The 21,327-nt window shown below is 39.3% G+C and carries 26 protein-coding genes; 6 read left to right on the top strand and 20 right to left on the bottom strand.

Annotated elements, in window-relative coordinates:
* Positions 1–9: 9 nt before the first annotated feature.
* Positions 10–603 (bottom strand): SMC-Scp complex subunit ScpB, encoded by a 594-nt coding sequence (gene scpB, locus MKY46_RS06255; protein ID WP_036127911.1) that lies wholly within the window; start codon positions 601–603, stop codon positions 10–12.
* Positions 575–1,354, bottom strand: coding sequence for a segregation/condensation protein A (locus tag MKY46_RS06250; RefSeq protein WP_058843273.1), 780 nt, complete (start codon positions 1,352–1,354; stop codon positions 575–577). Before MKY46_RS06250 ends, scpB begins: the two co-directional genes overlap by 29 nt.
* A 55-nt stretch (positions 1,355–1,409) precedes the next feature.
* Here MKY46_RS06250 and MKY46_RS06245 point away from each other — a divergent pair, with 55 nt between their 5' ends.
* Positions 1,410–1,916, top strand: coding sequence for a DUF309 domain-containing protein (locus tag MKY46_RS06245; protein ID WP_036127917.1), 507 nt, complete (start codon positions 1,410–1,412; stop codon positions 1,914–1,916).
* Here the strand turns inward: MKY46_RS06245 and MKY46_RS06240 are convergent.
* From MKY46_RS06240 to MKY46_RS06185, 12 genes are all read right to left on the bottom strand, one after another.
* Positions 1,913–2,284 (bottom strand): GNAT family N-acetyltransferase, encoded by a 372-nt coding sequence (locus tag MKY46_RS06240; protein ID WP_036127920.1) that lies wholly within the window; start codon positions 2,282–2,284, stop codon positions 1,913–1,915. The two genes, MKY46_RS06245 and MKY46_RS06240, sit on opposite strands and share 4 nt — an antisense overlap.
* 199 nt (positions 2,285–2,483) lie before the next feature.
* Positions 2,484–3,803 (bottom strand): diaminopimelate decarboxylase, encoded by a 1,320-nt coding sequence (gene lysA / locus MKY46_RS06235; RefSeq protein ID WP_036127923.1) that lies wholly within the window; start codon positions 3,801–3,803, stop codon positions 2,484–2,486.
* A gap of 210 nt (positions 3,804–4,013) precedes the next feature.
* Positions 4,014–5,462, bottom strand: coding sequence for a spore germination protein (locus MKY46_RS06230; protein ID WP_340833826.1), 1,449 nt, complete (start codon positions 5,460–5,462; stop codon positions 4,014–4,016).
* A gap of 15 nt (positions 5,463–5,477) precedes the next feature.
* Positions 5,478–6,221, bottom strand: a complete 744-nt coding sequence (gene sigF / locus MKY46_RS06225) for an RNA polymerase sporulation sigma factor SigF (protein ID WP_283778184.1) — start codon at positions 6,219–6,221, stop codon at positions 5,478–5,480.
* Between the two features lie 58 nt (positions 6,222–6,279).
* A complete protein-coding gene (gene spoIIAB / locus MKY46_RS06220; RefSeq protein WP_036127935.1) occupies positions 6,280–6,720 on the bottom strand; it encodes an anti-sigma F factor in 441 nt (146 codons plus the stop codon).
* Positions 6,713–7,066 (bottom strand): anti-sigma F factor antagonist, encoded by a 354-nt coding sequence (spoIIAA, locus tag MKY46_RS06215; RefSeq protein WP_036127938.1) that lies wholly within the window; start codon positions 7,064–7,066, stop codon positions 6,713–6,715. Before spoIIAA ends, spoIIAB begins: the two co-directional genes overlap by 8 nt.
* A gap of 239 nt (positions 7,067–7,305) precedes the next feature.
* A complete protein-coding gene (locus MKY46_RS06210; protein ID WP_089932073.1) occupies positions 7,306–8,556 on the bottom strand; it encodes a thymidine phosphorylase in 1,251 nt (416 codons plus the stop codon).
* A gap of 13 nt (positions 8,557–8,569) precedes the next feature.
* Entirely contained in the window at positions 8,570–9,751 is a 1,182-nt protein-coding gene (gene deoB / locus MKY46_RS06205) for a phosphopentomutase (protein WP_089932072.1), read from the bottom strand.
* Positions 9,752–9,850: 99 nt separating this feature from the next.
* Positions 9,851–10,753: a site-specific tyrosine recombinase XerD gene (gene xerD / locus MKY46_RS06200; protein ID WP_036127949.1), complete on the bottom strand. Its 903-nt coding sequence runs from the start codon at positions 10,751–10,753 to the stop codon at positions 9,851–9,853.
* A 288-nt stretch (positions 10,754–11,041) separates the two neighbouring features.
* Positions 11,042–11,506 (bottom strand): ferric iron uptake transcriptional regulator, encoded by a 465-nt coding sequence (gene fur, locus MKY46_RS06195; RefSeq protein ID WP_004232171.1) that lies wholly within the window; start codon positions 11,504–11,506, stop codon positions 11,042–11,044.
* Between the two features lie 121 nt (positions 11,507–11,627).
* Positions 11,628–12,140: a hypothetical protein gene (locus MKY46_RS06190; protein WP_036127953.1), complete on the bottom strand. Its 513-nt coding sequence runs from the start codon at positions 12,138–12,140 to the stop codon at positions 11,628–11,630.
* Between the two features lie 53 nt (positions 12,141–12,193).
* Complete coding sequence (locus MKY46_RS06185; protein ID WP_058843269.1) at positions 12,194–12,751, bottom strand: NUDIX domain-containing protein; 558 nt, start codon at positions 12,749–12,751, stop codon at positions 12,194–12,196.
* Positions 12,752–12,827: 76 nt separating this feature from the next.
* On the opposite strand from MKY46_RS06185, the gene MKY46_RS06180 reads away from it, so the two are divergent.
* Both MKY46_RS06180 and MKY46_RS06175 read left to right on the top strand, forming a co-directional pair.
* Positions 12,828–13,727, top strand: a complete 900-nt coding sequence (locus tag MKY46_RS06180; RefSeq protein WP_058843268.1) for an aldo/keto reductase — start codon at positions 12,828–12,830, stop codon at positions 13,725–13,727.
* Entirely contained in the window at positions 13,724–14,203 is a 480-nt protein-coding gene (locus MKY46_RS06175; RefSeq protein ID WP_340833825.1) for a VanZ family protein, read from the top strand. Before MKY46_RS06180 ends, MKY46_RS06175 begins: the two co-directional genes overlap by 4 nt.
* 421 nt (positions 14,204–14,624) lie before the next feature.
* Here the strand turns inward: MKY46_RS06175 and MKY46_RS06170 are convergent, their stop codons facing one another.
* From MKY46_RS06170 to MKY46_RS06160, 3 genes are all read right to left on the bottom strand, one after another.
* On the bottom strand, positions 14,625–15,131 hold the full coding sequence (locus tag MKY46_RS06170) for a GNAT family N-acetyltransferase (RefSeq protein ID WP_141903549.1): 507 nt from the start codon (positions 15,129–15,131) through the stop codon (positions 14,625–14,627).
* Between the two features lie 179 nt (positions 15,132–15,310).
* The gene (locus tag MKY46_RS06165; protein WP_036127968.1) at positions 15,311–15,577 is read right to left on the bottom strand and encodes a YqkE family protein; all 267 of its coding nucleotides are present in this window, start codon (positions 15,575–15,577) and stop codon (positions 15,311–15,313) included.
* 22 nt (positions 15,578–15,599) lie between these two features.
* Positions 15,600–16,784: an acetyl-CoA C-acetyltransferase gene (locus MKY46_RS06160; protein WP_080717167.1), complete on the bottom strand. Its 1,185-nt coding sequence runs from the start codon at positions 16,782–16,784 to the stop codon at positions 15,600–15,602.
* Between the two features lie 207 nt (positions 16,785–16,991).
* Between MKY46_RS06160 and MKY46_RS06155 the strand changes: the two genes are divergently transcribed.
* Positions 16,992–17,963: an alpha/beta hydrolase gene (locus MKY46_RS06155; RefSeq protein WP_036127977.1), complete on the top strand. Its 972-nt coding sequence runs from the start codon at positions 16,992–16,994 to the stop codon at positions 17,961–17,963.
* 572 nt (positions 17,964–18,535) lie between these two features.
* Here MKY46_RS06155 and MKY46_RS06150 read toward each other — a convergent pair.
* The 3 genes from MKY46_RS06150 to sirA all read right to left on the bottom strand — a co-directional run bounded on the left by MKY46_RS06150 (position 18,536) and on the right by sirA (position 19,928).
* Positions 18,536–19,006 carry an S-ribosylhomocysteine lyase gene (locus tag MKY46_RS06150; RefSeq protein WP_036128043.1) on the bottom strand — a complete coding sequence of 157 codons (471 nt, stop codon included), beginning with the start codon at positions 19,004–19,006 and terminating at the stop codon, positions 18,536–18,538.
* A 146-nt stretch (positions 19,007–19,152) separates the two neighbouring features.
* Positions 19,153–19,371, bottom strand: coding sequence for a YneF family protein (locus MKY46_RS06145; RefSeq protein ID WP_004232154.1), 219 nt, complete (start codon positions 19,369–19,371; stop codon positions 19,153–19,155).
* A 98-nt stretch (positions 19,372–19,469) separates the two neighbouring features.
* The gene (gene sirA, locus MKY46_RS06140) at positions 19,470–19,928 is read right to left on the bottom strand and encodes a sporulation inhibitor of replication protein SirA (protein ID WP_170829784.1); all 459 of its coding nucleotides are present in this window, start codon (positions 19,926–19,928) and stop codon (positions 19,470–19,472) included.
* 306 nt (positions 19,929–20,234) lie between these two features.
* On the opposite strand from sirA, the gene MKY46_RS06135 reads away from it, so the two are divergent.
* A complete protein-coding gene (locus tag MKY46_RS06135) occupies positions 20,235–20,591 on the top strand; it encodes a lmo0954 family membrane protein (protein WP_036128044.1) in 357 nt (118 codons plus the stop codon).
* A 16-nt stretch (positions 20,592–20,607) separates the two neighbouring features.
* Positions 20,608–21,246 carry a PspA/IM30 family protein gene (locus tag MKY46_RS06130; protein ID WP_036128047.1) on the top strand — a complete coding sequence of 213 codons (639 nt, stop codon included), beginning with the start codon at positions 20,608–20,610 and terminating at the stop codon, positions 21,244–21,246.
* Positions 21,247–21,327: the final 81 nt, after the last annotated feature.

Raw genomic sequence — 21,327 nt, 5'->3', positions numbered from 1 at the left:
ACCTAATCATTATTTTGCACTGCTAAATGTCTCTTGGAACTTTGTCATAAATAAATCTGTTTCTTGTTCTGTTTCAACAAGATCCTCTTCAGGTAGAGGCGGCATTTCTTCAATAGTATTTAAGCCAAAATAATGTAAAAATTCTTTTGTCGTTCCATATAGTATGGCACGTCCAGTTCCTTCTGAACGCCCTACCTCTTTAATTAATCCTCGTGACACTAATGTTTGAATTGGTCGTTCACACTTTACACCGCGCAAATCTTCTATTGCTACACGTGTAATGGGCTGTTTGTAAGCCACTATCGCCAGCACCTCCAAGGAGGCTTGGGATAGGGATTGTGCCGTTGGATTCTCTACTAATCTTTGAATCGTATCAGCAAACTCAGATTTTGTAATGAGCTGATAAACGCCTGCAATTTCCTTCACAGTAATGCCTCTTGCTACATCTTCGTCAAAGGCTTCTCTCAATGCACTCATCGCCTGAACAATCAGCTCTTCCTGTTCTCCTAAAAGTTGCGATAGCTGTTTAATCGTTAAGCCATCATCTCCAACAACGAATAATAAGGCTTCAATTCTACTCTGTAACATCAAAGTTTTCGTCATCTTCCCATTCCTCCTTCTGCAAGGTAACCGTTAATTCTTCAAAGTTACCATCTTGTTCTACGACGACGACCTGACGTTTCATCAGTTCTAGAAGGGAAACAAACGTCAGAATAAGTGTCGGCTTATCTTCATAGGGAAAAAGCTCGAAAAATGATGCACGTCCACCTGTTAAACGTAAAGAATCAACAACAGAACGCATTTGATCTTTTACTGATCTTTCTTGCCTCGCTACTGTCGTTTTTAGTGGTTTCTTTAATTTTTTGCGACGCATCAATTTTTGAAATGCTCCAAGCATATCATAGATGTTCACATTTAAATCAAACAAAGCCATTTGTTCATCCGAGGCCAACCCTGTTAAATCAGCTGGAGGCCTTGTAAATACTTGTGATCGGTCCGTTTCAAGCTCTTGCAAATTACTGGCTGCTTCCTTATATTTTTTATATTCAATTAAGCGTTGCACCAGTTCTTCACGAGGGTCAGGGCCGTCCACTTCTAATTCTGCGTCTTCCATTTCACCTTCATGAATCGGCAATAGCATGCGGCTTTTAATTGCCAGCAATGTTGCTGCCATTACTAAATATTCACTTGCTTCATTTAATTCCAGTACTTGCATTGCATGTATATGGTCGATATATTGTTGTGTAATTTCAGCCATTGGGATATCATAGATATCAATTTCCAATCTGTGAATTAAATGCAATAATAAATCAAGAGGCCCTGAAAAGGCTTCTAATTTTACTTCATAAGACATTATTTTACCACCCTGAGATTCTATGTTCTTTTAGTATAGTGGAAAGGAGTCCAAAATGCATCCACAGCATCATACTTTATTTATAGATTACTGTGCTTATTTTAATGGCAATCAAGATTTTTTTGAATGCCATGAAGTACTGGAGGAATATTGGAAGGAAATTGCACCTGGTGATAAAATGCATCCGCTTGTTGGCTATGTGCAGCTTGCAACAGGTTTCTATCATTGGCGACGTGGTAACAATACTGGCGCTATACGAATTTTAGAAAAGGCACTTCATAATTTCCAAGAAAATGAAGGCCATATTTTTTTCCAAGAAATCGATTATCAGCAACTCCTAACACAAGTAACAACGACCCTTATTTCGTTGAAAACGGGCAATTCCTTTCAAGCTATCCAGCTCCCTCTCTCTCCCAATTTGCTGGAGTTAACGATTGCACGTATACAGCTCTTGCCTTCTAGTAGTTCAAACTATCTTCTTCATAAACATATGCTACGAGATCGCTCACATATTCTTGCAGAGCGGCAAGAAAGCAAACAAAGAAAAAGCAGACGCTGTTAATCGTCTGCTTTTTCATCTTTACAATGGATACATTTTTGAACCAAGCTCCGTGTTGCATCGGTAGCACGTACACTTTCATATTGGCCAAGTTCTGCCACTTCTTGAAGCATTTCCGTTGCTACGCCTTCACCCCTATAGGAAGGGATCACCGATACATGCTGGATGGTAGCTGTATTATGCTCATCAATGACAAGCCCAACAATGCCAACATATTCATCATTCTTTTTCCATAAATATAAAACCCAATTATCGTCATTTTCATAGGAGTGGATGGTCTCTGTAAGCTTTTTTACGTCTTTTTCATTAGGCATAAATGAAAGTAGCCCCATTGCTATTTTCTCTAAAGCTTTCTTATATCGAATTAACATATTTGTCTATTCCCTCTTTTTCTAGCTGTACATAATCTTTGACTATCCTACACGATTTGTACTTTTACCGCAAGCCAATTTCTGTCTTACGAACCAGGTCCGAGAATACCTTTAGACGCCAACACCCAATAGACAACGCCCCACAACAAAATAAAAGTTGAAATGGACGCTAGTAATACCCACTTATTTTTCCTCAAATTTACTCACCCTTTTTTAAAGTTAGCGGGAGATCGTTTTGCACAATATCTTCATAACTTTCGCGGCGAATAGCTAGTTGATGCTGTCCATTTTCTACAAATACAACAGCAGGTCTTGGCACACGGTTATAGTTACTAGCCATCGAATAACCATACGCACCTGTACAGAATATGGCTAACACATCGCCTGAAGCAGCATCTTGTAGTTTCGCATCAATAATTAATTTATCGCCAGATTCACATAATTTACCAGCCACTGTATAGAGTTCATTTTTCGGCTCATTCGCTTTACTTGCAATGACTGCCTCATACTTAGCATCGTATAATGCTGGGCGGATGTTATCACTCATCCCACCATCAACCGCAATATATTTGCGCACATCTGGCACTGTTTTTTGTGAACCGATTGTATAAAGAGATGTTCCTGCATCACCTACAAGTGATCGACCTGGTTCAATCCAAATTTCTGGCATCTTCAGTCCAAGCACAGTTGCTTTATTTTTCACAACTGTTATCATATCCTCTACATAAACTTGTGGTTCCAGCGGTGCATCTTCTTCAGTATAACGAATACCAAAGCCCCCACCTAAGTTTAACACAGTACACGTAAATTCGTGAGTCTTGTTCCAATCAGAAATTTTGTCAATCAATTTTTCTCCAGCTAAGCCAAAGCCAGCAGTATCAAAAATTTGTGAGCCAATATGACAATGTAAGCCAAGTAGCTCTAGGAATTCATGGTTAAATGTTTGTTGGAATGCTTCATCCGCTTGACCATTGTTTAAGTCAAAGCCGAATTTTGAATCTGCTTGACCTGTCGTGATGAAATCATGCGTATGTGCTTCCACACCTGGTGTAACACGTAATAAAATACGCATTTTTTGCTGACGGCGCTCCGAAATTTCTTTTAAAAGCTGTATTTCATAGAAATTATCTACAACCATACATCCAATCTTGGAGTCAAAAGCTAGCTCTATTTCAGCAATGCTTTTATTATTACCATGGAAATGAATGCGCTCTGCTGGGAAGCCTGCCTTTAAGGCAGTAAATAACTCCCCACCAGATACAACATCCAAGGATAAATTTTCTTCTGCTGCTAATTGATACACCGCTACACATGCAAATGCTTTTGAAGCATAAGCTACTTCTGCTTTTACGCCTAATTTTTTAAACGTATCGATAAAGCCGCGTGCACGCTTACGAATAAGTGCAGTATCATACACGAAAAGTGGTGTACCATACTCTTTTGCTAGCTCTAGTGTGTCTACCTGTCCAATTGTTAAATGACCATCTTCAGAAATCGCTTGTGTTCCATATAAATGCATGTGCATCTCTCCCTTTTCACATCGTTCCATCTTGTTATTTTCACACTTTGTAGGGACTTTCGTGGCATCCCATCAAGTAATTATTTCCATAAAAATATTAAAAGAAAAATGTATATACCCTACTTTTTCTTGAATGAAAATAATTTTTGCAAAAATCACAAAATACTATATGTGAACTTTATCACATGAAAAAAACGAGTGCAACGGCTCCTATGATCTTTTTCGCTGTTTGGAAGCGACTACATAAGGTCTTAATGCATCGGAAGTCATTGGGAAACGAATGATGACACGAAGCATTGCCGTTGGGAAGAATGGAACAAGCGGCCATAAATAAGGTGCCTGCATAGGTCGTAATGAACATAAATACGTAAACAATAAAAATAAGCCAATAAATAAGCCATTGACACCCCAGAGACCCGTTATAATTAATAACAGCAACCTAAAAATTTTGATCGAGATACTGAGTTCATATGATGGAATGATAAAAATAAGAATAGCTGCTACTGCTGTATAAAGAACTACCTCCGCAGAAAATAATCCTACATCAATAGCAATTTGACCAATGATTACCCCCGCAACCAATCCCATCGCAGTCGATAATGGTGACGGAGTATGAATGGCGGCCATCCTTAAAAATTCAATACCTATATCTGCGATCAATATTTGCAATAATAATGGTACATGCGATTTCTCTTCGGTGCCTAAAAAGGATAAGGCATCCGGCAGTAAGGATTCATTTGTAGCAAACACATACCACAATGGTAATAAAAGTAAACCCATGACAGAACCAAAATACCTCATAAATCGCACAAACGTACCAACTGTTGGTGCCTGTCGATATTCCTCCGCATGCTGTAATAAATGAAATATAGTAACAGGTACTAAAATCACGGATGGAGAGGTATCGACCAATATCGCTATATGCCCTTCAAGCAGATGCGCTGCTGCAATATCAGGTCGTTCCGTATAGCGTACAAATGGCACTGGATGGAATTTTTGCTTAAAAAGCCATTCTTCTAATGATTTATCGGCCATCGTCAAGCCATCGTGATTAATTTGTCCAAGGCGCTGTCGTAAATTTTCGAGCATATCTTCATTGGCAATATCCTTCATAAACGCGATCGCCACGTCGGTTTGGCCGATTTTGGATATTTTATGTAGCTCGAAACGTAAATTACTATTGCGAATTCGCCTACGTATTAAAGCCGTATTTTGAGAAATTCCTTCTGTAAAGCCATCCCGCGAACCACGAATTACCTTTTCATTATCTGGCTCTTCTGGAGAACGTCCTGGATAATTCCTCAGCTCTGCAACGTAGCAATAGCCACTTTTAGTAATAAAGGTGACTTGTCCACTTAAAATGGCTAATAAATAGGCTTTTCGCTCTGTTTCCTCTGAACGCCCATGGAAATTAAAATAGGACTCAAAATATTCCTTCTCATCCTCCACATCAATGTCAATGTCTTCATTTGGAAGCATGCTAGAGAGTAACTGTGTTAAAGCTTCTCCGTCCACAAGCCCGCTAATATATGCACAAAGGACCGGCAAATCCTTGACAAATAAGTGTTTAATACCAACGTCAAATGATTCGTCGTCACCAAAATGTTCAATAAGAAAATCTTCGGCTTCTTCTAAGCTGTTAAATAATTTATTTGTCATGCTGTCACCATTTTCTTAGATGTCTTTTTTTATAGCTTCCTGCTCCACGGTAGCGCTTGTAGCCATCCAACTTTTCAGCTGGGCAAGGATTTTTTTCTCTAAACGAGACACTTGTACTTGTGATATCCCTAACCTATTCGCAATTTCTGTTTGCGTGCAATCTGAAAAATAGCGTAAATAAATAATAGACTGCTCTCTCGGTTCAAGTCTCGTGAGTACTTCCTTCAATGGGATATAATCAAATGGTTGCTCAGATTTTTCATCTTTCATTTGGTCCATCAATGTAATGGAATCCCCTTCACTTTCATACAATTGCTCATGAAGAGATGCTGGATCTCTCAGCGCATCGGATGCTGTGACAATTTCCTCCGTTGTCACACCAAGTACCTGAGCAAGTTCTTGAATGGTTGGTGGATGTTCATTTTTCTTAATAAATTCATCTGTAGCATGACGAATTTTAAAATTTAGCTCACGAATAGAGCGACTCACCTTCACCATGCCATCATCCCTCAAAAAGCGTTGAATTTCACCAATGATCATAGGGACTGCATAGGTTGAAAACTTCACATCATAGGTTAAATCGAATTTATCTACAGATTTCATCAGCCCTATGCAGCCAATCTGGAATAAATCCTCAAGCTCAACACCTCTCGTTGTAAAACGTTGAACAATGGACCACACAAGTCTCGTATTGCCTTCTACCATTCGTTTACGAGCCTCATGATCGCCCTGCTGTGCGCGTGCAATTAAATCACGCATTTCCTCCTGAGACAATAGCTTATCGGACGACTGTTCTAGCGGCTTCACTGTCTCAACCTCACATTACCGCTGTGCGAACTGTGTAAAATTTCTTCGTAAACGTTACAGTTGTTCCTTCTTGCCATTTAGACATTACTGTTAGCTGATCTGAAAAGCTATCCATAATGGTGAAGCCCATACCCGAACGCTCCATCGCACTTTTCGTTGTAAATAATGGCTCCATCGCTCGACTAACGTCCTCAATTCCTATTCCTTTATCCATGACAGATACCGTTACAATGTCATCCTCACGTTTTGCATGAACTGTAACAACACCCTTACCATTTTCTTCATAGCCATGAATAATGGCATTGGAAACCGCTTCAGAGACAACTGTTTTAAACTCTGATAGCTCATCAATAGTTGGGTCTAATTGTGCAATAAAACCTGTAACAGCCACACGGGCTAAGGCTTCATTTTCACTAAGTGCTAAAAATGTTAATGTCATTTCGTTATCCATTTACAATCCCCCTTACGCGATCAATCGCTTGTTCCTCTGTTGCATCCATCATCCATGGCCCTAATCCTGAAAATTGAAATACTTTTCGCATTGTTGGCGATGGATTCAATAAAATAGTTCGCCCAGCAACTGCTTCTAACTCACGCATTCGACCAAGCACTAAGCCAACGCCTGAACTATCCATAAAGGAAAGCCCTTCTAAGTTCCAAATGATGGTCGTCACAGTGCCTTGAAAAATTGCTGTAGAAATTTTCGCTCGAATTTGTTCTACTGCATGGTGATCGAGCTCCCCAAACAAACGTATAACGACAGTCTCTCTTGTGACCATTTCTAATTGATAATGCATGAACATCGCCTCCTCCTCGTGCAATTCCACATTCAATGCAATGAATCCTTGCGGCTGACAGAACTAGTGCAAAGTCTTCCGAAATAGTGTCTAATCGACATACTTATAGCTTTTTAGGTTAAGTGCAGTATGGGATAAATCTACATTTTCTAAACGCCATTGCTAGCTAAAGTTTAACGATCCTTAGAACGCAAAAAAGCGAGAGCTCACTTAAAGTGAGAGCCCTCGCTAACGAATCTTTATGCAATTGTATATGCTTGCTGTATTTTATTGATTGTCTCTTCAACAATTGGTTGATTGGCATATAAATAAGCAATCGTGTCGCCATGATTGACATGGTCACCTTTTTTAGCAATCAGCTGGATGCCTGCATCATAATCAAGTACCGATTCCTTCGTTAATCGTCCAGCACCTAGACTGACACTCGCTTCACCTACTAATAACGCATTAATGGTTTCCACAGTGCCCTCTGCAACAGCTGTCACTGCTACTTTATGAGCGGTTTCATTTTGGACAATATCAGAAACTACGCCACCTTGTGCAACAATGAACTCCTCAAATTTTGCAGCAGCAGAACCATCAGCAAGCACGCGCTTAACCTCAGCGGTCGCTTCCGCTTCATTCACGCCAGCGGCAACTTGGTACATTAAGGAAGAAATAACAATACATTCATCCAACAAATCTTCATGCGTTTCTTCCAAGCGTCCACTTAATAAGGCATACGCCTCTACAACTTCAAGTTTATTGCCAATCATTTTTCCTAAAGGATTATCCATATCACTAATATGTGCGACAACTTTACGCCCAAGTTTTTCTCCAATGGCCGTCATTGTATCCGCTAAAATCTGTGCTTCTTCTTGCGTCTTCATAAACGCACCTGAGCCGCATTTTACGTCAAGTACAATACCATCTGCACCACTTGCAATTTTTTTACTCATAATCGACGCAGCGATTAATGGAATAGAATCGACAGTACCTGTCACATCACGTAATGCATATAATTTTTTGTCGGCTGGTACAAGATTCCCTGTTTGTCCGGCAACTGCAATTTTATGCTGATTGACATTGTCAATAAACTCCTGTGATGAAAGCTCTGTTTTGAAGCCTTCAATGGATTCAAGTTTATCGATTGTTCCACCTGTAATGCCTAAACCCTTACCGCTAAATTTCGCCACAGGGATTCCTAAAGAAGCGATAATTGGTGTGACAACAAGTGTGACCTTGTCACCAACTCCTCCTGTAGAGTGTTTATCGATTTTAAAGCCATCAATAGACGTTAAATCAATAACATCCCCTGATTCGATCATGGCCTTTGTTAAATAAAATGTTTCATCATCAGACATACCTAGTAAGCGTATAGCCATTAAAAGTGAACTTGCTTGATAATCTGGAATGGAACCCGTCGTATAGCCTTCAACAAAATACTGAATTTCAGCTTGAGATAGCTCTATTCCTTGTTTTTTCTTTTCAAACAATTGAACCATATTCATACGAAAAACCCCCTTATTTCAAATCATGTAAGAAACTTTTGCCGAATGGTGGTGCTTCTACACTAAAGTTTTCAGCAACTGTCGCTGCAATATCCGCAAAAGTTTCACGCAAAGCTAGTTCTGTTCCACCATTGAAACGTGGTGAATAGACAATTAACGGTACATATTCACGTGTATGATCTGTTCCATGGAAGGTTGGATCATTTCCGTGATCGGCAGTAATGATTAATAAATCATCCTCTGACATCGCTTCTGTAATTTCTGGTAGGCGTGCATCAAATTCTTGTAGTGCCTGTCCATAGCCTAATGGATCACGACGATGACCAAAGTTGGCGTCAAAGTCCACTAAATTTAAGAAGCTCATCCCACGAAAATCACGGCGGACAACCTCTGCAAATTGATCCATACCATCCATATTATTTTTTGTGCGTACCGAATCAGTGACACCTTCACCATTGAATATATCTGAGATTTTTCCAATGGCAATGACATCTAATCCTGCGTCCTTTAAAACATTCATTGTTGTACGACCAAATGGCTTCAATGCGTAGTCATGTCGATTGGCAGTACGTGTGAAGTTGCCTGGCGTACCAACAAATGGTCTTGCAATGACACGTCCTACTAAATATTCAGGCTGTAATGTTAATTCACGCGCCATTTCGCAAATTTTATATAATTCTTCTAATGGAATGATTTCCTCGTGAGCAGCAATCTGTAAAACAGGATCGGCTGATGTATAAACAATAATCGCACCTGTTTCCATATGTTCCTTACCGAAATCTTCAATCACTTGTGTACCGCTTGCTGGTTGATTGCACAGTACTTTACGACCTGTACGTTGCTCTAACTCAGCAATAAGCTCCGCTGGAAATCCTTCTGGATAAACCTTAAATGGTTTATCGATATTTAACCCCATGATTTCCCAATGGCCTGTCATCGTGTCTTTGCCGACAGATGCTTCTTGCATTTTACCGTAGTATGCTTTTGGCTCTGTAGCCGCGTGCATACCTTGCAATGATTCAATATTTGCTAAACCAAAGGACTCCATCACTGGCATTGTAAGCCCATTCATTTTTTCAGCGATATGTCCTAATGTATGTGCACCAACATCACCAAAATTTGCTGCGTCTGGCGCTTCACCTATACCTACTGAGTCCATGACAACAACATGGATTTTGTTAAACGGTTTATTCATAATGGTTGCCTCCTAATCTCATGACTCTATTTTACCAAAAAAATGCGAAAAATAAAGGTCAGACATCCGACTAAAATAATTTTTACTTATTGAAGAGTTTTAAGCACGTGGATGGAATTGCTTATAGACCTCAGATAATCTTGTTTTACTAATATGTGTATAAATCTGCGTTGTAGAAATATCTGCATGACCAAGCATCTCCTGCACCGCTCGTAAATCAGCGCCATTTTCGACCAAATGAGTTGCAAAGGAATGACGCAATGTATGTGGGGTTAATTCATGTTGGATGCCTGCCTTTAAAGCATGCTCCTTCATTAATTTCCAACAACCCTGCCTTGTTAAACGTTTCCCTCTTTGATTAATAAAAAACGCATCTGTTTTTGGGTGCTTTCCTTGCAACTGACCACGAGCACCGTTTAAATAGGCATTAATCGCCGAAAGGGCATTTTTGCCAAGTGGAATAATTCGTTCCTTCCCACCCTTCCCAAAGACACGGACAAAGCCCATCGTTAAATGAATATCGGCTAAATCCAGTGCAATGAGCTCACTGATGCGCATGCCAGATCCATATAGTAACTCTAGCATGGCAAGATCACGTATACCTTGTGGCTTACTTCGATTCGGAGCTGTTAGTAACGCTTCGATTTCTTCGATAGATAGGATATTCGGTAGCTTTTGCTCAATAGTTGGCATTTCTAAATGAACAGTCGGATCTGTTTCTGCACGCTTTTCTCGCAGTAAAAATTGATGGAAGCTCCGGATAGAAGAAATATGACGGGCAACGGTACGGCTTGTCTTCCCCTGTGCTCGCAATTGCTCCAAATGCCGCAAAATAGTTGTTCGTTCCACACGGCTAAAATCAGCCATCCCCTCTGCTTCCTGCAAAAAATGCACATAGCTTTCTAAATCACGGCGATAGGATGCTAATGTATTAACAGATAACTGCCTTTCCACCTGAATAAAATGGATATAGTCCTCTACTGCATATTGAAATTCATTCATCATAACGCCCCCTCACTGTCAATTATTCTCTATTTTATCATGGCCTTAAGAAATGTGCTAAAGCCCCCTCTATTCGACATAATCCAACCATATTATCGTTACATTATAATTAATCCAAGGCCACCCTACTTAAATGTGTCCAAGTTATTAATAACTCTTTCATTAAGCTCGTCCGAGGAGACTTCTGTTCTTACACTTCGCTTTCGGAACAAAAACATTTGCTGCCTCAAAAAAACAAAAAACTGCCCGATTCAATCTATACTTAAGATTAAAACAGACAGCTTTTTGTTATTTTTCTTCATTCGATTCGTCGTTTTTATCATGACAGCGCCAGCATATGCCGTGGAAAGTTAGTCGGTGATCTTTTATAATAAAGTTCCAACGTTTTTCAACAACGGCTTCCACATCTTCAAGTAAATCTTCTTGAATTTCATCAACAGCACCACATTCGATACAAACAAGATGATGGTGGAAATGGGCAGCTCCCTCTTGGCGTAGGTCATAGCGCGATACGCCATCGCCAAAGTTGATTTTGTCGACAATTTTGAGCTCAGTTAATAATTCTAACGTTCTATAAACAGTAGCTAGACCAATCTCTGGTGCTTTTTCTTTTACTAAAAGATAAACATCCTCAGCACTTAGGTGGTCCTCTTCGTGCTCAAGCAAGACAGCAACTGTCGCTTCTCGCTGCGGCGTCAGCTTGTAACTAGCACTATGCAGCTGTTTTTTTATACGATCAATTCGGCTCTCCATGTGACGCCCCCCTAAACTCTTTCCATTATACCAAAGGAGTAAATCCTATTACAAGATAGTGAATAGATTTCTAACATGCTTCTATTTTTTATCTGATCACAATTTCTGTCCATTCAATCCTTCATTTTAACACATAAGCAATAACAATAAACTCAGCAACTATTATGATGAAAAATGCGATAAAATTCAACAAAATTGTTCGACCAGATACTTGTTTCCCGATTTTTCGCTTGGACCAAGCGGGTACAAGTAAATTGCATAGGACTAGCAACAATATACAATAGATGAGCTGAAATGGAAACCACCAAATCGTATAAAGCCAAAAAGCTTCAAGTTTTTGTAATAAAAAAACAGAACTAAAGCCAAAAAAAGTGGCACGTATGGCTACTGTCACACGCACTAAAACTTTTAATACGCTATGTGTTGCTAGTAATAATACAAGACCTATAGAAATAGTGACAGGCAGTACTAAACGAAAAATGGAGTGCCTGTCCCCATCTGCTAAACGAGGCTCTATAAATAATATAAATGGTTCCGCTTTCGGTCCACCAATAATATGAAAGAAAATAACGCCGCAAACAAAACTTACTGCAATGATGGAAGCGTGATAAAAAATAGACACCGTACGAGACATAAACATGCTCCTTTTCTATCAAGGTTTGTACAGCTTATGCTCGTCCGTCTCTATTATGCTAAAAGATTATTTTCTAAATTGGCAGCCAGCCAGAGTACTGCAAATGCCGTTTTAGCATCATATATACGCTGATCTGCCACCATTATTTGTGCTTCTTCCAACGAAACTTCTAATAATTCGACAAATTCATCCTCATCTAAATCTGCTTTATTATCTATTGTATATAATTCCCTCGCTACAAACAAATGAATAACTTCATCCGCAAAGCCTGGTGATGTTGCAAATGTTTGTAAAAAAGTCAGTTTATGCGCTCCATAGCCTGTCTCTTCCTCTAATTCACGACGTGCTGTCACCACTGGCTCCTCACCAGGTTCCAGCTTCCCTGCCGGAATTTCAACGATTGAACGTTCAAGCGCTTTACGATATTGTTCTACCAACACTAGTTTCCCCTCGTCCGTAACGGCAATAACTGCTACGGCACCGGGATGCTTTATGATTTCACGTTTCGCAACCTGTCCATTTGGTAAAGTTACCTCATCAATTTGTAGTTTTATTATTCTTCCATCATAGATTGGTGTTGTTGTCGTTGTTTTTTCCTCAAACTTTTTCACTGACGATAACCTCGCTTGTTCTTCAGATATGTTCATTGTACCATTACAAGTAGAGAAATCGAAGGAGGACGATCATATGAAAAAAAGACAGCTTGGCATAAGTGAATTGTTTATTTCAGAGATTAGTTTAGGAGGCATGTCTCTTTCGACAGATAAAAAGCAAGCAGCTGCCATTGTCGATATGGCATTAGATGCCGGGATTAATTATATCGACACAGCGGATTTATATGATTTTGGTGCAAACGAAGAAATCATTGGTACAACGTTAGGTAAACGTCGTCATGATGTCATCCTAGCAACAAAGGTAGGAAACCGTTGGACAGAAGGCGTCGATGGTTGGCATTGGGACGCATCCCCAGACTATATTAAAGAAGCTGCCTATGCTAGCTTACGACGACTAGGTACAGACTATATTGATGTCTATCAATTACATGGCGGCACAATGGAAGATGATTGGGATGGAATTATTGACACATTTGAAGAACTTAAAAAAGAAGGGCTCATTCGTGAATATGGCATTTCTTCTATTCGTCCAAATGTATTGCAGCGATTTTTACCTGCAAGCTCAGCTAAAAGCGTTATGATGCAATATAGTGCTCTAGATCGTCGCCCTGAAGAATGGTTTGAGTTTATTGCAAATCAAGGTGCATCTGTTGTAACACGTGGCACAGTGGCAAAAGGCTTATTAACAAATAGCTGGCAACAACGTCTACAACAGGTCAATGGTTTTAACGGCTATACGGCAGAGGAATTAACAGCATCGTTAACAGACTTAGCTTTACAATATGATGATTTACATGCGCTGGCCATCGCCTTTAATTTGAAAGAGCCTACGATCGCTTCAACGGTAATTGGGGCAAGCTCACAACAACAGCTAGCTCAAACGCTAGCTGCCTATGAAAAAATCAACGTAATCACAGATTTTAATGCAGCCAATAAACTGACTAAAAATGAGCAGTATCAAGAACACCGATGAAAAAATGGCTGGTCTTCATCATCTGTCTTGTCATATTAGTAATCTCCTCTAGTATGACCTATGAGCAACAGAGTATCCTACCAGAATTAGAAGATCTACTTGCCAATAAACCTTTTGAAAAACAACTATCTGTTTTAAAAATTCCCTATTGGGGAACCATCGTTTCCGTTGAAGAACGTGGTTATTTTCCATTTGTAGAGTTTTTAATTCGTAAATTGACACATTTTATTGGGTTTGGATGCATTGCACTTGGTCTGTATTTTGCTTGGGGAAAAAGACGTTTGGCAGCAAGTATTGCCATTGCAGGAACAGCTACAATTGCTATCATTGACGAATTTCGTCAAAGCTTTACACCAGGTCGCACAATGAGCTTCCAAGATGTCTTGGTCGATACAGCTGGAGCCATTGTTTTTGTGAGTATCGTTGTTGCACTGAGAAAAATACTTAAAAATAAAAGACAAAAGGCATTACCGTAGCCTTTTGTCTTCATTGTGTTGAATAACAAAATATCCATAGAATTTAAAGTAAAAAAAGGTTTGCCGCTCTACAAAAGAGTTCTCTTTTTTACAAAGGTTTCACAAATAAAATGAAGGTGTTCACTACTTTATTGATGGTAGTGGTGATTAATCGCGTCTCCACTCTCTAAAAATAGAAATATTTTATTCACTACTGCTACTGACACTTTTACAGAATGGTTAATGTGGAGTGGAGCCAGCGTCACAGAGAAGACCCTGGAGCGAACGTAAGTGAGGGAAGCAGATCATCGGACGCCCCCTGAAAAGGACGCTGGCGGAACGGAACTACTCGCCTTGCTAAAAAATCTTTTTTGTGACATTACCATTTTTAACCAAAATAAAGACAAAAGGCACAATCATAGTCTTTTGTCTTAGCCATTTTTTAAAGTTGGAATCTCCAAAAATAGAGGGAGTTTGTTTCTTTATACAAGGCAGCTCCTGCTTTTTCTAAAACTCGATGGGATGCCACATTATCTTTTTCGGTATCTGCAATAACGTATTTTACATTTAGTTGATGAAGTAACCAGTTTTGAAGAGCTATGATTGATTCTGTCATATAGCCCTGCCCCTGATAAGGAGGAAAAGTATAATACCCAATCACAACTTCCTCTTGGTCATTTGGCATACCTTTTAGCATTATGCCACCAACAGCACAATTTTTCTCTTTTAACACAAGTAACCAGTTCGTATGCCAAAGATAGTTTTGCTCATCTTCTACGACTTTGGAAAGTCTAAAATACAATGCTTGTTTAAGCTCGCAATCTAAACGCCCCTCACCCATACTTAATGACAACTGCTTGGCCATTTGTTTCTCATGCTCTATTAGTAATTTTAGATACTTGGCGTTTAAAGGAATTAATCTTATTCTTTCTGTCTGTAATTCTACCATGTTGTTCTCCTAACATAATTTAATTGATACTAAACTACAATTAGGTATATGTTATTGGCAGCGTCTCCCGTTCCATTAAATTCAAAAATCTCTCTTTGTATATCGACTATAACGACATAATTTAAATGCTGTAAAAGACAAAACAGTGAACCCACCTGTGTGAATTCACTGCTTTATTTTTAAAATTTAGAGCCTTTATCGCCGTATTCGTTTAGTAATTCTTCAAACGATTTATTTTTTTCACGTTGTTTGCGTTCAAACGCTAATTTTGCTTGACGTTCTTCCTCTGCCGCCTGCTCTTTAGCAGTTAAATCTTGCTTCGCCGCTTTTAATTTTGCGAGCACATCGCCGCCAAGCTGATCCGCTAATGTGACCGCCTCTTGCTTAGGTAGGCTAGCTGTCATGCTATTGTCAGTGCGTTGCTGCTGTTTTCGTTTCTTTCCCATTACATTCACCTTCTTATTGATATCAAGGGCGCTTTACAACAGTTGCTACGCCTTGTCCTCCACCGATACATAATGTGGCTAAGCCCGTTTTTGCGTCACGCTTTTCCATTTCATGCAATAGCGTCACTAAAATACGAGCACCACTTGCACCGATTGGATGACCAAGAGCAATAGCACCCCCGTTCACATTTAGTTTATCATGATTAAAGCTTAATTCACGATCTACAGCAATTGATTGTGCTGCAAATGCTTCATTTGCTTCAATTAAATCGATATCGTCTAAAGTTGTCTCTGCTTTTGTTAGTGCTTTTTGGACAGCTTTTACAGGACCTGTCCCCATAATAGCTGGATCGACACCTGCGCTGGCATTCGCTGTAATAATCGCCATTGGTTGAATGCCTAGCTTTTGTGCTTTTTCCTTTGACATCACCACAACTGCTGCTGCACCATCATTAATACCCGATGCGTTCGCTGCGGTAACGGAGCCATCCTTTTTAAATGCTGGTCGTAGCTTAGCTAAGGACTCCGCTGTCACACCTGCTCGTGGAAATTCATCTTTATTGAAAAGAAGTGGCTCTCCCTTACGCTGTGGAATCTCGACAGCCACGATTTCATTTTCAAACTTGCCAACTGCAATCGCTGCCTCTGCACGTTGCTGAGAACGAGCCGCAAAAGCATCCTGCTCTTCTCGAGAAATTTGATACATATCACATAAATTTTCAGCGGTAATCCCCATATGATAATCATTAAAAGCACACCATAGGCCATCTTGAATCATTGTATCTACTACCTTTTGATCACCCATTCGGAAGCCTTCTCGTGCATTTTTTAAGACGTAAGGTGCTTGGCTCATATTTTCAAAGCCCCCCGCAACAACAATCTCAGCATCTCCCGCTATAATCGCCTGTGTGGCTAAATGAACAGCCTTTAAACCCGATCCACATACTTTATTAATTGTTAATGCTGATACCTCGTGAGGTAACCCCGCTTTAATTGCCGCTTGACGAGCTGGGTTTTGTCCAAGCCCTGCCGCTAAGACATTCCCCATAATGACCTCATCTACTTGTTCTCCTGCTACACCTGCACGTGCTAACGCCTCTTTAATGACAATGCTACCTAACGTTGTCGCTGGTACGTCTTTTAATGTCCCCTGAAATGAGCCTATCGCTGTACGCACAGCACTCACGATTACTACCTCGTTTGTCATAATCATTCTCCCCTTTTCCCCGTTCAAAAATCAACACTGCATGCATATGCTACTAGCAGATATGTATATTTTAACAAATATTTTGACGATTTTCGATAATAGAAATAATCGCAGTTTTGCCAAAGATATTGTAAAATGTTGACGTGTTTTAAACAATCTTAGTTGGGAACATTACAAATAAGAAACAGCATGTGGAGGTGTTTTATGATGAAAAAGAAGATGCTTTTATTCTCTGGTATTACAACAACGCTAGCCGCAGCTGCAACAGGTCTGTTCGGCTTCGCGCTTTCCAATAAATTAATGTATATCCAACAAAAAGACCCGGAGTTTGTTCGAGAACGAGAAACGACTGCCAAGCGCTTTGATGAAGCTTGGTACAATAATAACTTGAAATGTGAACTCAATATTGATTCTCCTAATGGCTACTCAATTCGAGGCATTATGTTTCAGCCTTTGCAAACTAATAACACCATCATCATTTGTCACGGTGTCACTGAAAATAAAATAAATTCCGTAAAATATGCTCGATTATTTGAAAGACTTGGCTATAATTCAGTTATTTTTGACCATCGTCGTCATGGTGAATCTGGGGGCAAAACAACGAGTTATGGCTACTATGAAAAAAATGATCTTGATGCAGTAGTAAAGACAGTGAAAGCCATGATTGGTGAAGACGCTATCCTTGGGATTCACGGTGAATCCATGGGGGCAGCAACTATGCTACTTTATGCTGGAACAGTGGAAGATGGTGCTGATTTCTATATTTCAGACTGTGCGTTCTCCGATTTTTCCATGTTGTTGAAGCAAATCGCCAAAACCGAATTTAAATATGGCTCCATTATTCCCATTCGCTTTGCCGATTTCTTTGTTCGCCTCAGAGATGGTTACTCCTTCAAAAGTGTAACACCTGCTGAAGCCGTGACACATATTGAAAAACCAGTACTCTTTATTCACAGTATTCCTGATACATTTATTCCAGCGTCGATGTCACTAGATCTCTACAATAAAAAAGCAGGTCCCAAAAAATTAAAACTTTTTGACACTGGGGCACATGCACAGTCCTTTAATGAAAATATGGATGAATATGAGGATTTAATTCATGATTTTTTAGAAAGTTTTATTTACCAAAAAATCAATCCCGAGTCTTCCTCCTCCAATGTCATTCCATTCCATTTTTAGCACACATGAAAAAAGATCATGTCAAAGGCAGAAAAAGCAACTTTGCAAGGTGAGAGGTTGATTTCCGTTCCGCCAGCGCCCTTTCCATGGGGCGTCCGATGAGCCGCTTCACTCACTTACGCTCGCTCCAGGGTCTCATCTGTGACGCTATTCCCCTAGGAGTGACGCTGGCTCCACCCCAATCAACCATTCTGCAAAGTGTCTTTACTTTTTTTCATAGTAATATAGCGATTAAATAGCCCATTATTTTTAGAGGGAATAAGCTCTTATTTTCAATGTGGGGAAGTGATGTGTGACAACACCTCTCCATAAAGAGTAGTGAAGACCTTCGCCTTATTTGAAAACCTTTGCTAAAAAGGTAATACTTTTGTAGGTAGGAGTGGAAGGCTACTTGACTCCCGTGGGATAACGAGACAGGCGAGCCTCTAAACGGAGCAAGCGGCTCGGGACGCTCGCCCACAGGAAAGCAAGTAGCCTGCAAGGGAAATCCATTTCTACCTTCCAATTGACTGTTTTGTTTTTCAACACTAAGAAAACCTTGCGGAATTATCTCCGCAAGGTTTTATAAATGATTATTCTCCAAAAACGATATGCCATTCATCTCGTTTTGCTAAAAATTCTTCAGCTAATGATTGTGCACCTTCCAAGCTATGGCTAGCAGCCCAGCCACACTGCACCTCATTGCATGCAGGAACAGCTGTTGCTTTTGTCACATCAATAAATGTTTTCTCTAAAATAGTTAATAATTCCTCATAATCATTATGATTAATCAGTGATACATAGAAGCCTGTTTGGCAACCCATTGGACTAAAATCAACAATGTGATCAGAGTAGTTACGAATAATGTCAGCAGATAAATGCTCTAAAGAATGTAAGGCAGGCATATCCATATGCTCTTTATTTGGCTGTTTAAAGCGAATATCATATTTGTACACTTCGTCGCCATTTTGGCCCGTTTTAATACCAGCTAAACGAACATAAGGTGCCTTTACTTTTGTATGATCCAGATCAAAGCTTTCTACATTTGTCTTTTCTTTTTGCATAATACATAACCCCTTTCCGTATGGTAATTCTATTATACATAGTTTCCCGATAGAATTATATGATTTTCAAGAATTTTTTAAATACTGTAAAAAATATAAAAAAAAACAACTAGTTAAGTTTGAACTAGTTGCTCTCATCATTCCGATTACTTTTGGAATTTATTCATTTGTGCCATCATTTGACGTACTTGCTTTTCAGACGGCGTACGACCCATTTGTGCCATCATCATACGAATCATTTGCTCATTAATAGGTGGGTTTTCTTTTAAATATTTCATCATAGCTTGACGAGCGAAATAGAAACCAAGTGCCGCTCCCGCTGCTAATGCGATAATTACGATAATAATCCAGCCCCATGTAGGCATACAACCAACCTCCTCCACTACAATATACCGAGAAAAACTCTCCACGCACCATTATACACCAAATGATAGCGTGTTACTATATATTGTAGTGAATTTATCTAGTGCATTGTATACTTCATCGGCTTTAACCACCCACACTCATTATCCTGTTTATTAAAAGCAATAAACCGTTCACTCATTTTGGCAAGCATTTGAAATAAATCTAAATCTAGCATTCGCGAACCTTCACAATAAACGCAAATTTTACGATCGACCAAATAAATAGCCATTTTGCCTTTTATCGGATGTTCTAAAAACAAAGCATTGCGGGCTCTTTCTAAATGTGCATATTTGGAATCAAGTTGATGTTCCAACATCGCTGCAATTTCTTCAAAACGAACAGATTCACATATATATGCAAGCTCTTTTAAGGATTTCTCGTTGGCGTCTTCACAGCCTTGCATCATCTCTAACAACTTACGCTCTCTGCCAAAAATAAATGTTAAATGCTCTTCTTTTATCTTATATATAGAATAGGTTCTCACCAGAAATCCTCCTTCGCTCAGTTTCTTTTCCATAAGTATAGCTCATCCAACCTTGTTAATTTGTCAAACGAAGGAAGGATCTATCTTCTATTTTTGTCGAAAAAATTCTAGTTTCGCATCTATAAATGACTTTATGACAAATGGTATTTTTTGATAAAACAAAATAGTTATTTTCCAAAAACAAGAAAAAGCAGCTCGTTTTATACGCCAAAAACCCACTTTCGTTACAGCTTAGATGGTTCTCAGCCTCAAGACCTAGATCAAAATCAATTTCGAGTCCGTTTTAGACAATCTTGTATAGAGGTAACATAAAGGTACAAACGAAAGGAGCTAAAACAAATGAAAAAATTTCTTTTATTAACTGGAGGCGTCATCGCAGCATGTGTTGCACTTGCCTTAATAGGACCACTGGCAGGTTTACTATTCTCTGGATTATTTGTAGCACTAGGCATGCATTTCTACATGGCAAGCAAATCAACATTCGGTAAAATTTTCTGGTTTACAGTTGGTCTAATCGGTGTTCTATCAGCAGTGTCTAACATTCCAGCAATGATCGGTCTTGCAGCTATCGCTATTATCTATGTCATCTATAAAAAATGGAATGGCGAAGATGTAAAAATCCCTACAATCGAAGGGAAAAAAGAAGAAGATCCGTTTACAAACTTTGAAAAAGAATGGTCAAACTTAACAAAATAAAAAGGAGCGAAATTAAATGAATTTATTTCAACGTTTTAGATATACAGTAGAGGCAGACTTACATCAAATATTTGATAAAAAGGAACAAAAAAATCCGATTGCAATGTTAAATCAATACATTCGCGAGGCAGAAAAACAAACAGAACAAACAGGTAAATTATTAGAACGACAAGGGCAATTAAAAGAAAAGCTAGAGCAAGAATATAAGCAAAATGCTGAATTACTAGCTAAACGTGAAGCCCAACTAACATTGGCAACAACTAGTGGTGAACAGGATTTAATTGATTTCGCTACAGATGAAGTAACGGCTTACACAGCTCGTAATCATACACTACAAGCGAGCATTGAATCGAGTACACGTGAATACTTCGAGCTAGAGCGTAAATTCGAAACAATGAAGCATAAAATTAAAGATATGAAAGTACGTCAATTACAGCTGATGGGAAAAGAAAATGTAACACGTGCTCACCATCAAATGGACGGCATGATTGCCAAAAACAATAAAACAAATTTTGAAGATTTAGAAGCCTATATCGATAAATTAGCTTACCAAATCGATAAAGATCATGAGGTAACAACTTTCGAGGCAAGACTGGCAGAATTAGAAAAAAAAGCAGCAGAAGATCACTCACCACTGCTAATTGAAAATAAATAACATGTTATAATGAAAGCAATGCGCCAACTTTATAAGGCGCATTCTTTCACGTTTAAAAATAGAGGGTCCCATTCCCTCTCT

The sequence above is a fragment of the Lysinibacillus sp. FSL M8-0355 genome (genome assembly GCF_038008985.1).
GTDB classification, from domain to species: Bacteria; Bacillota; Bacilli; order Bacillales_A; family Planococcaceae; genus Lysinibacillus; species Lysinibacillus fusiformis_D.
This window is presented reverse-complemented; position numbering and strand designations above follow the sequence as displayed.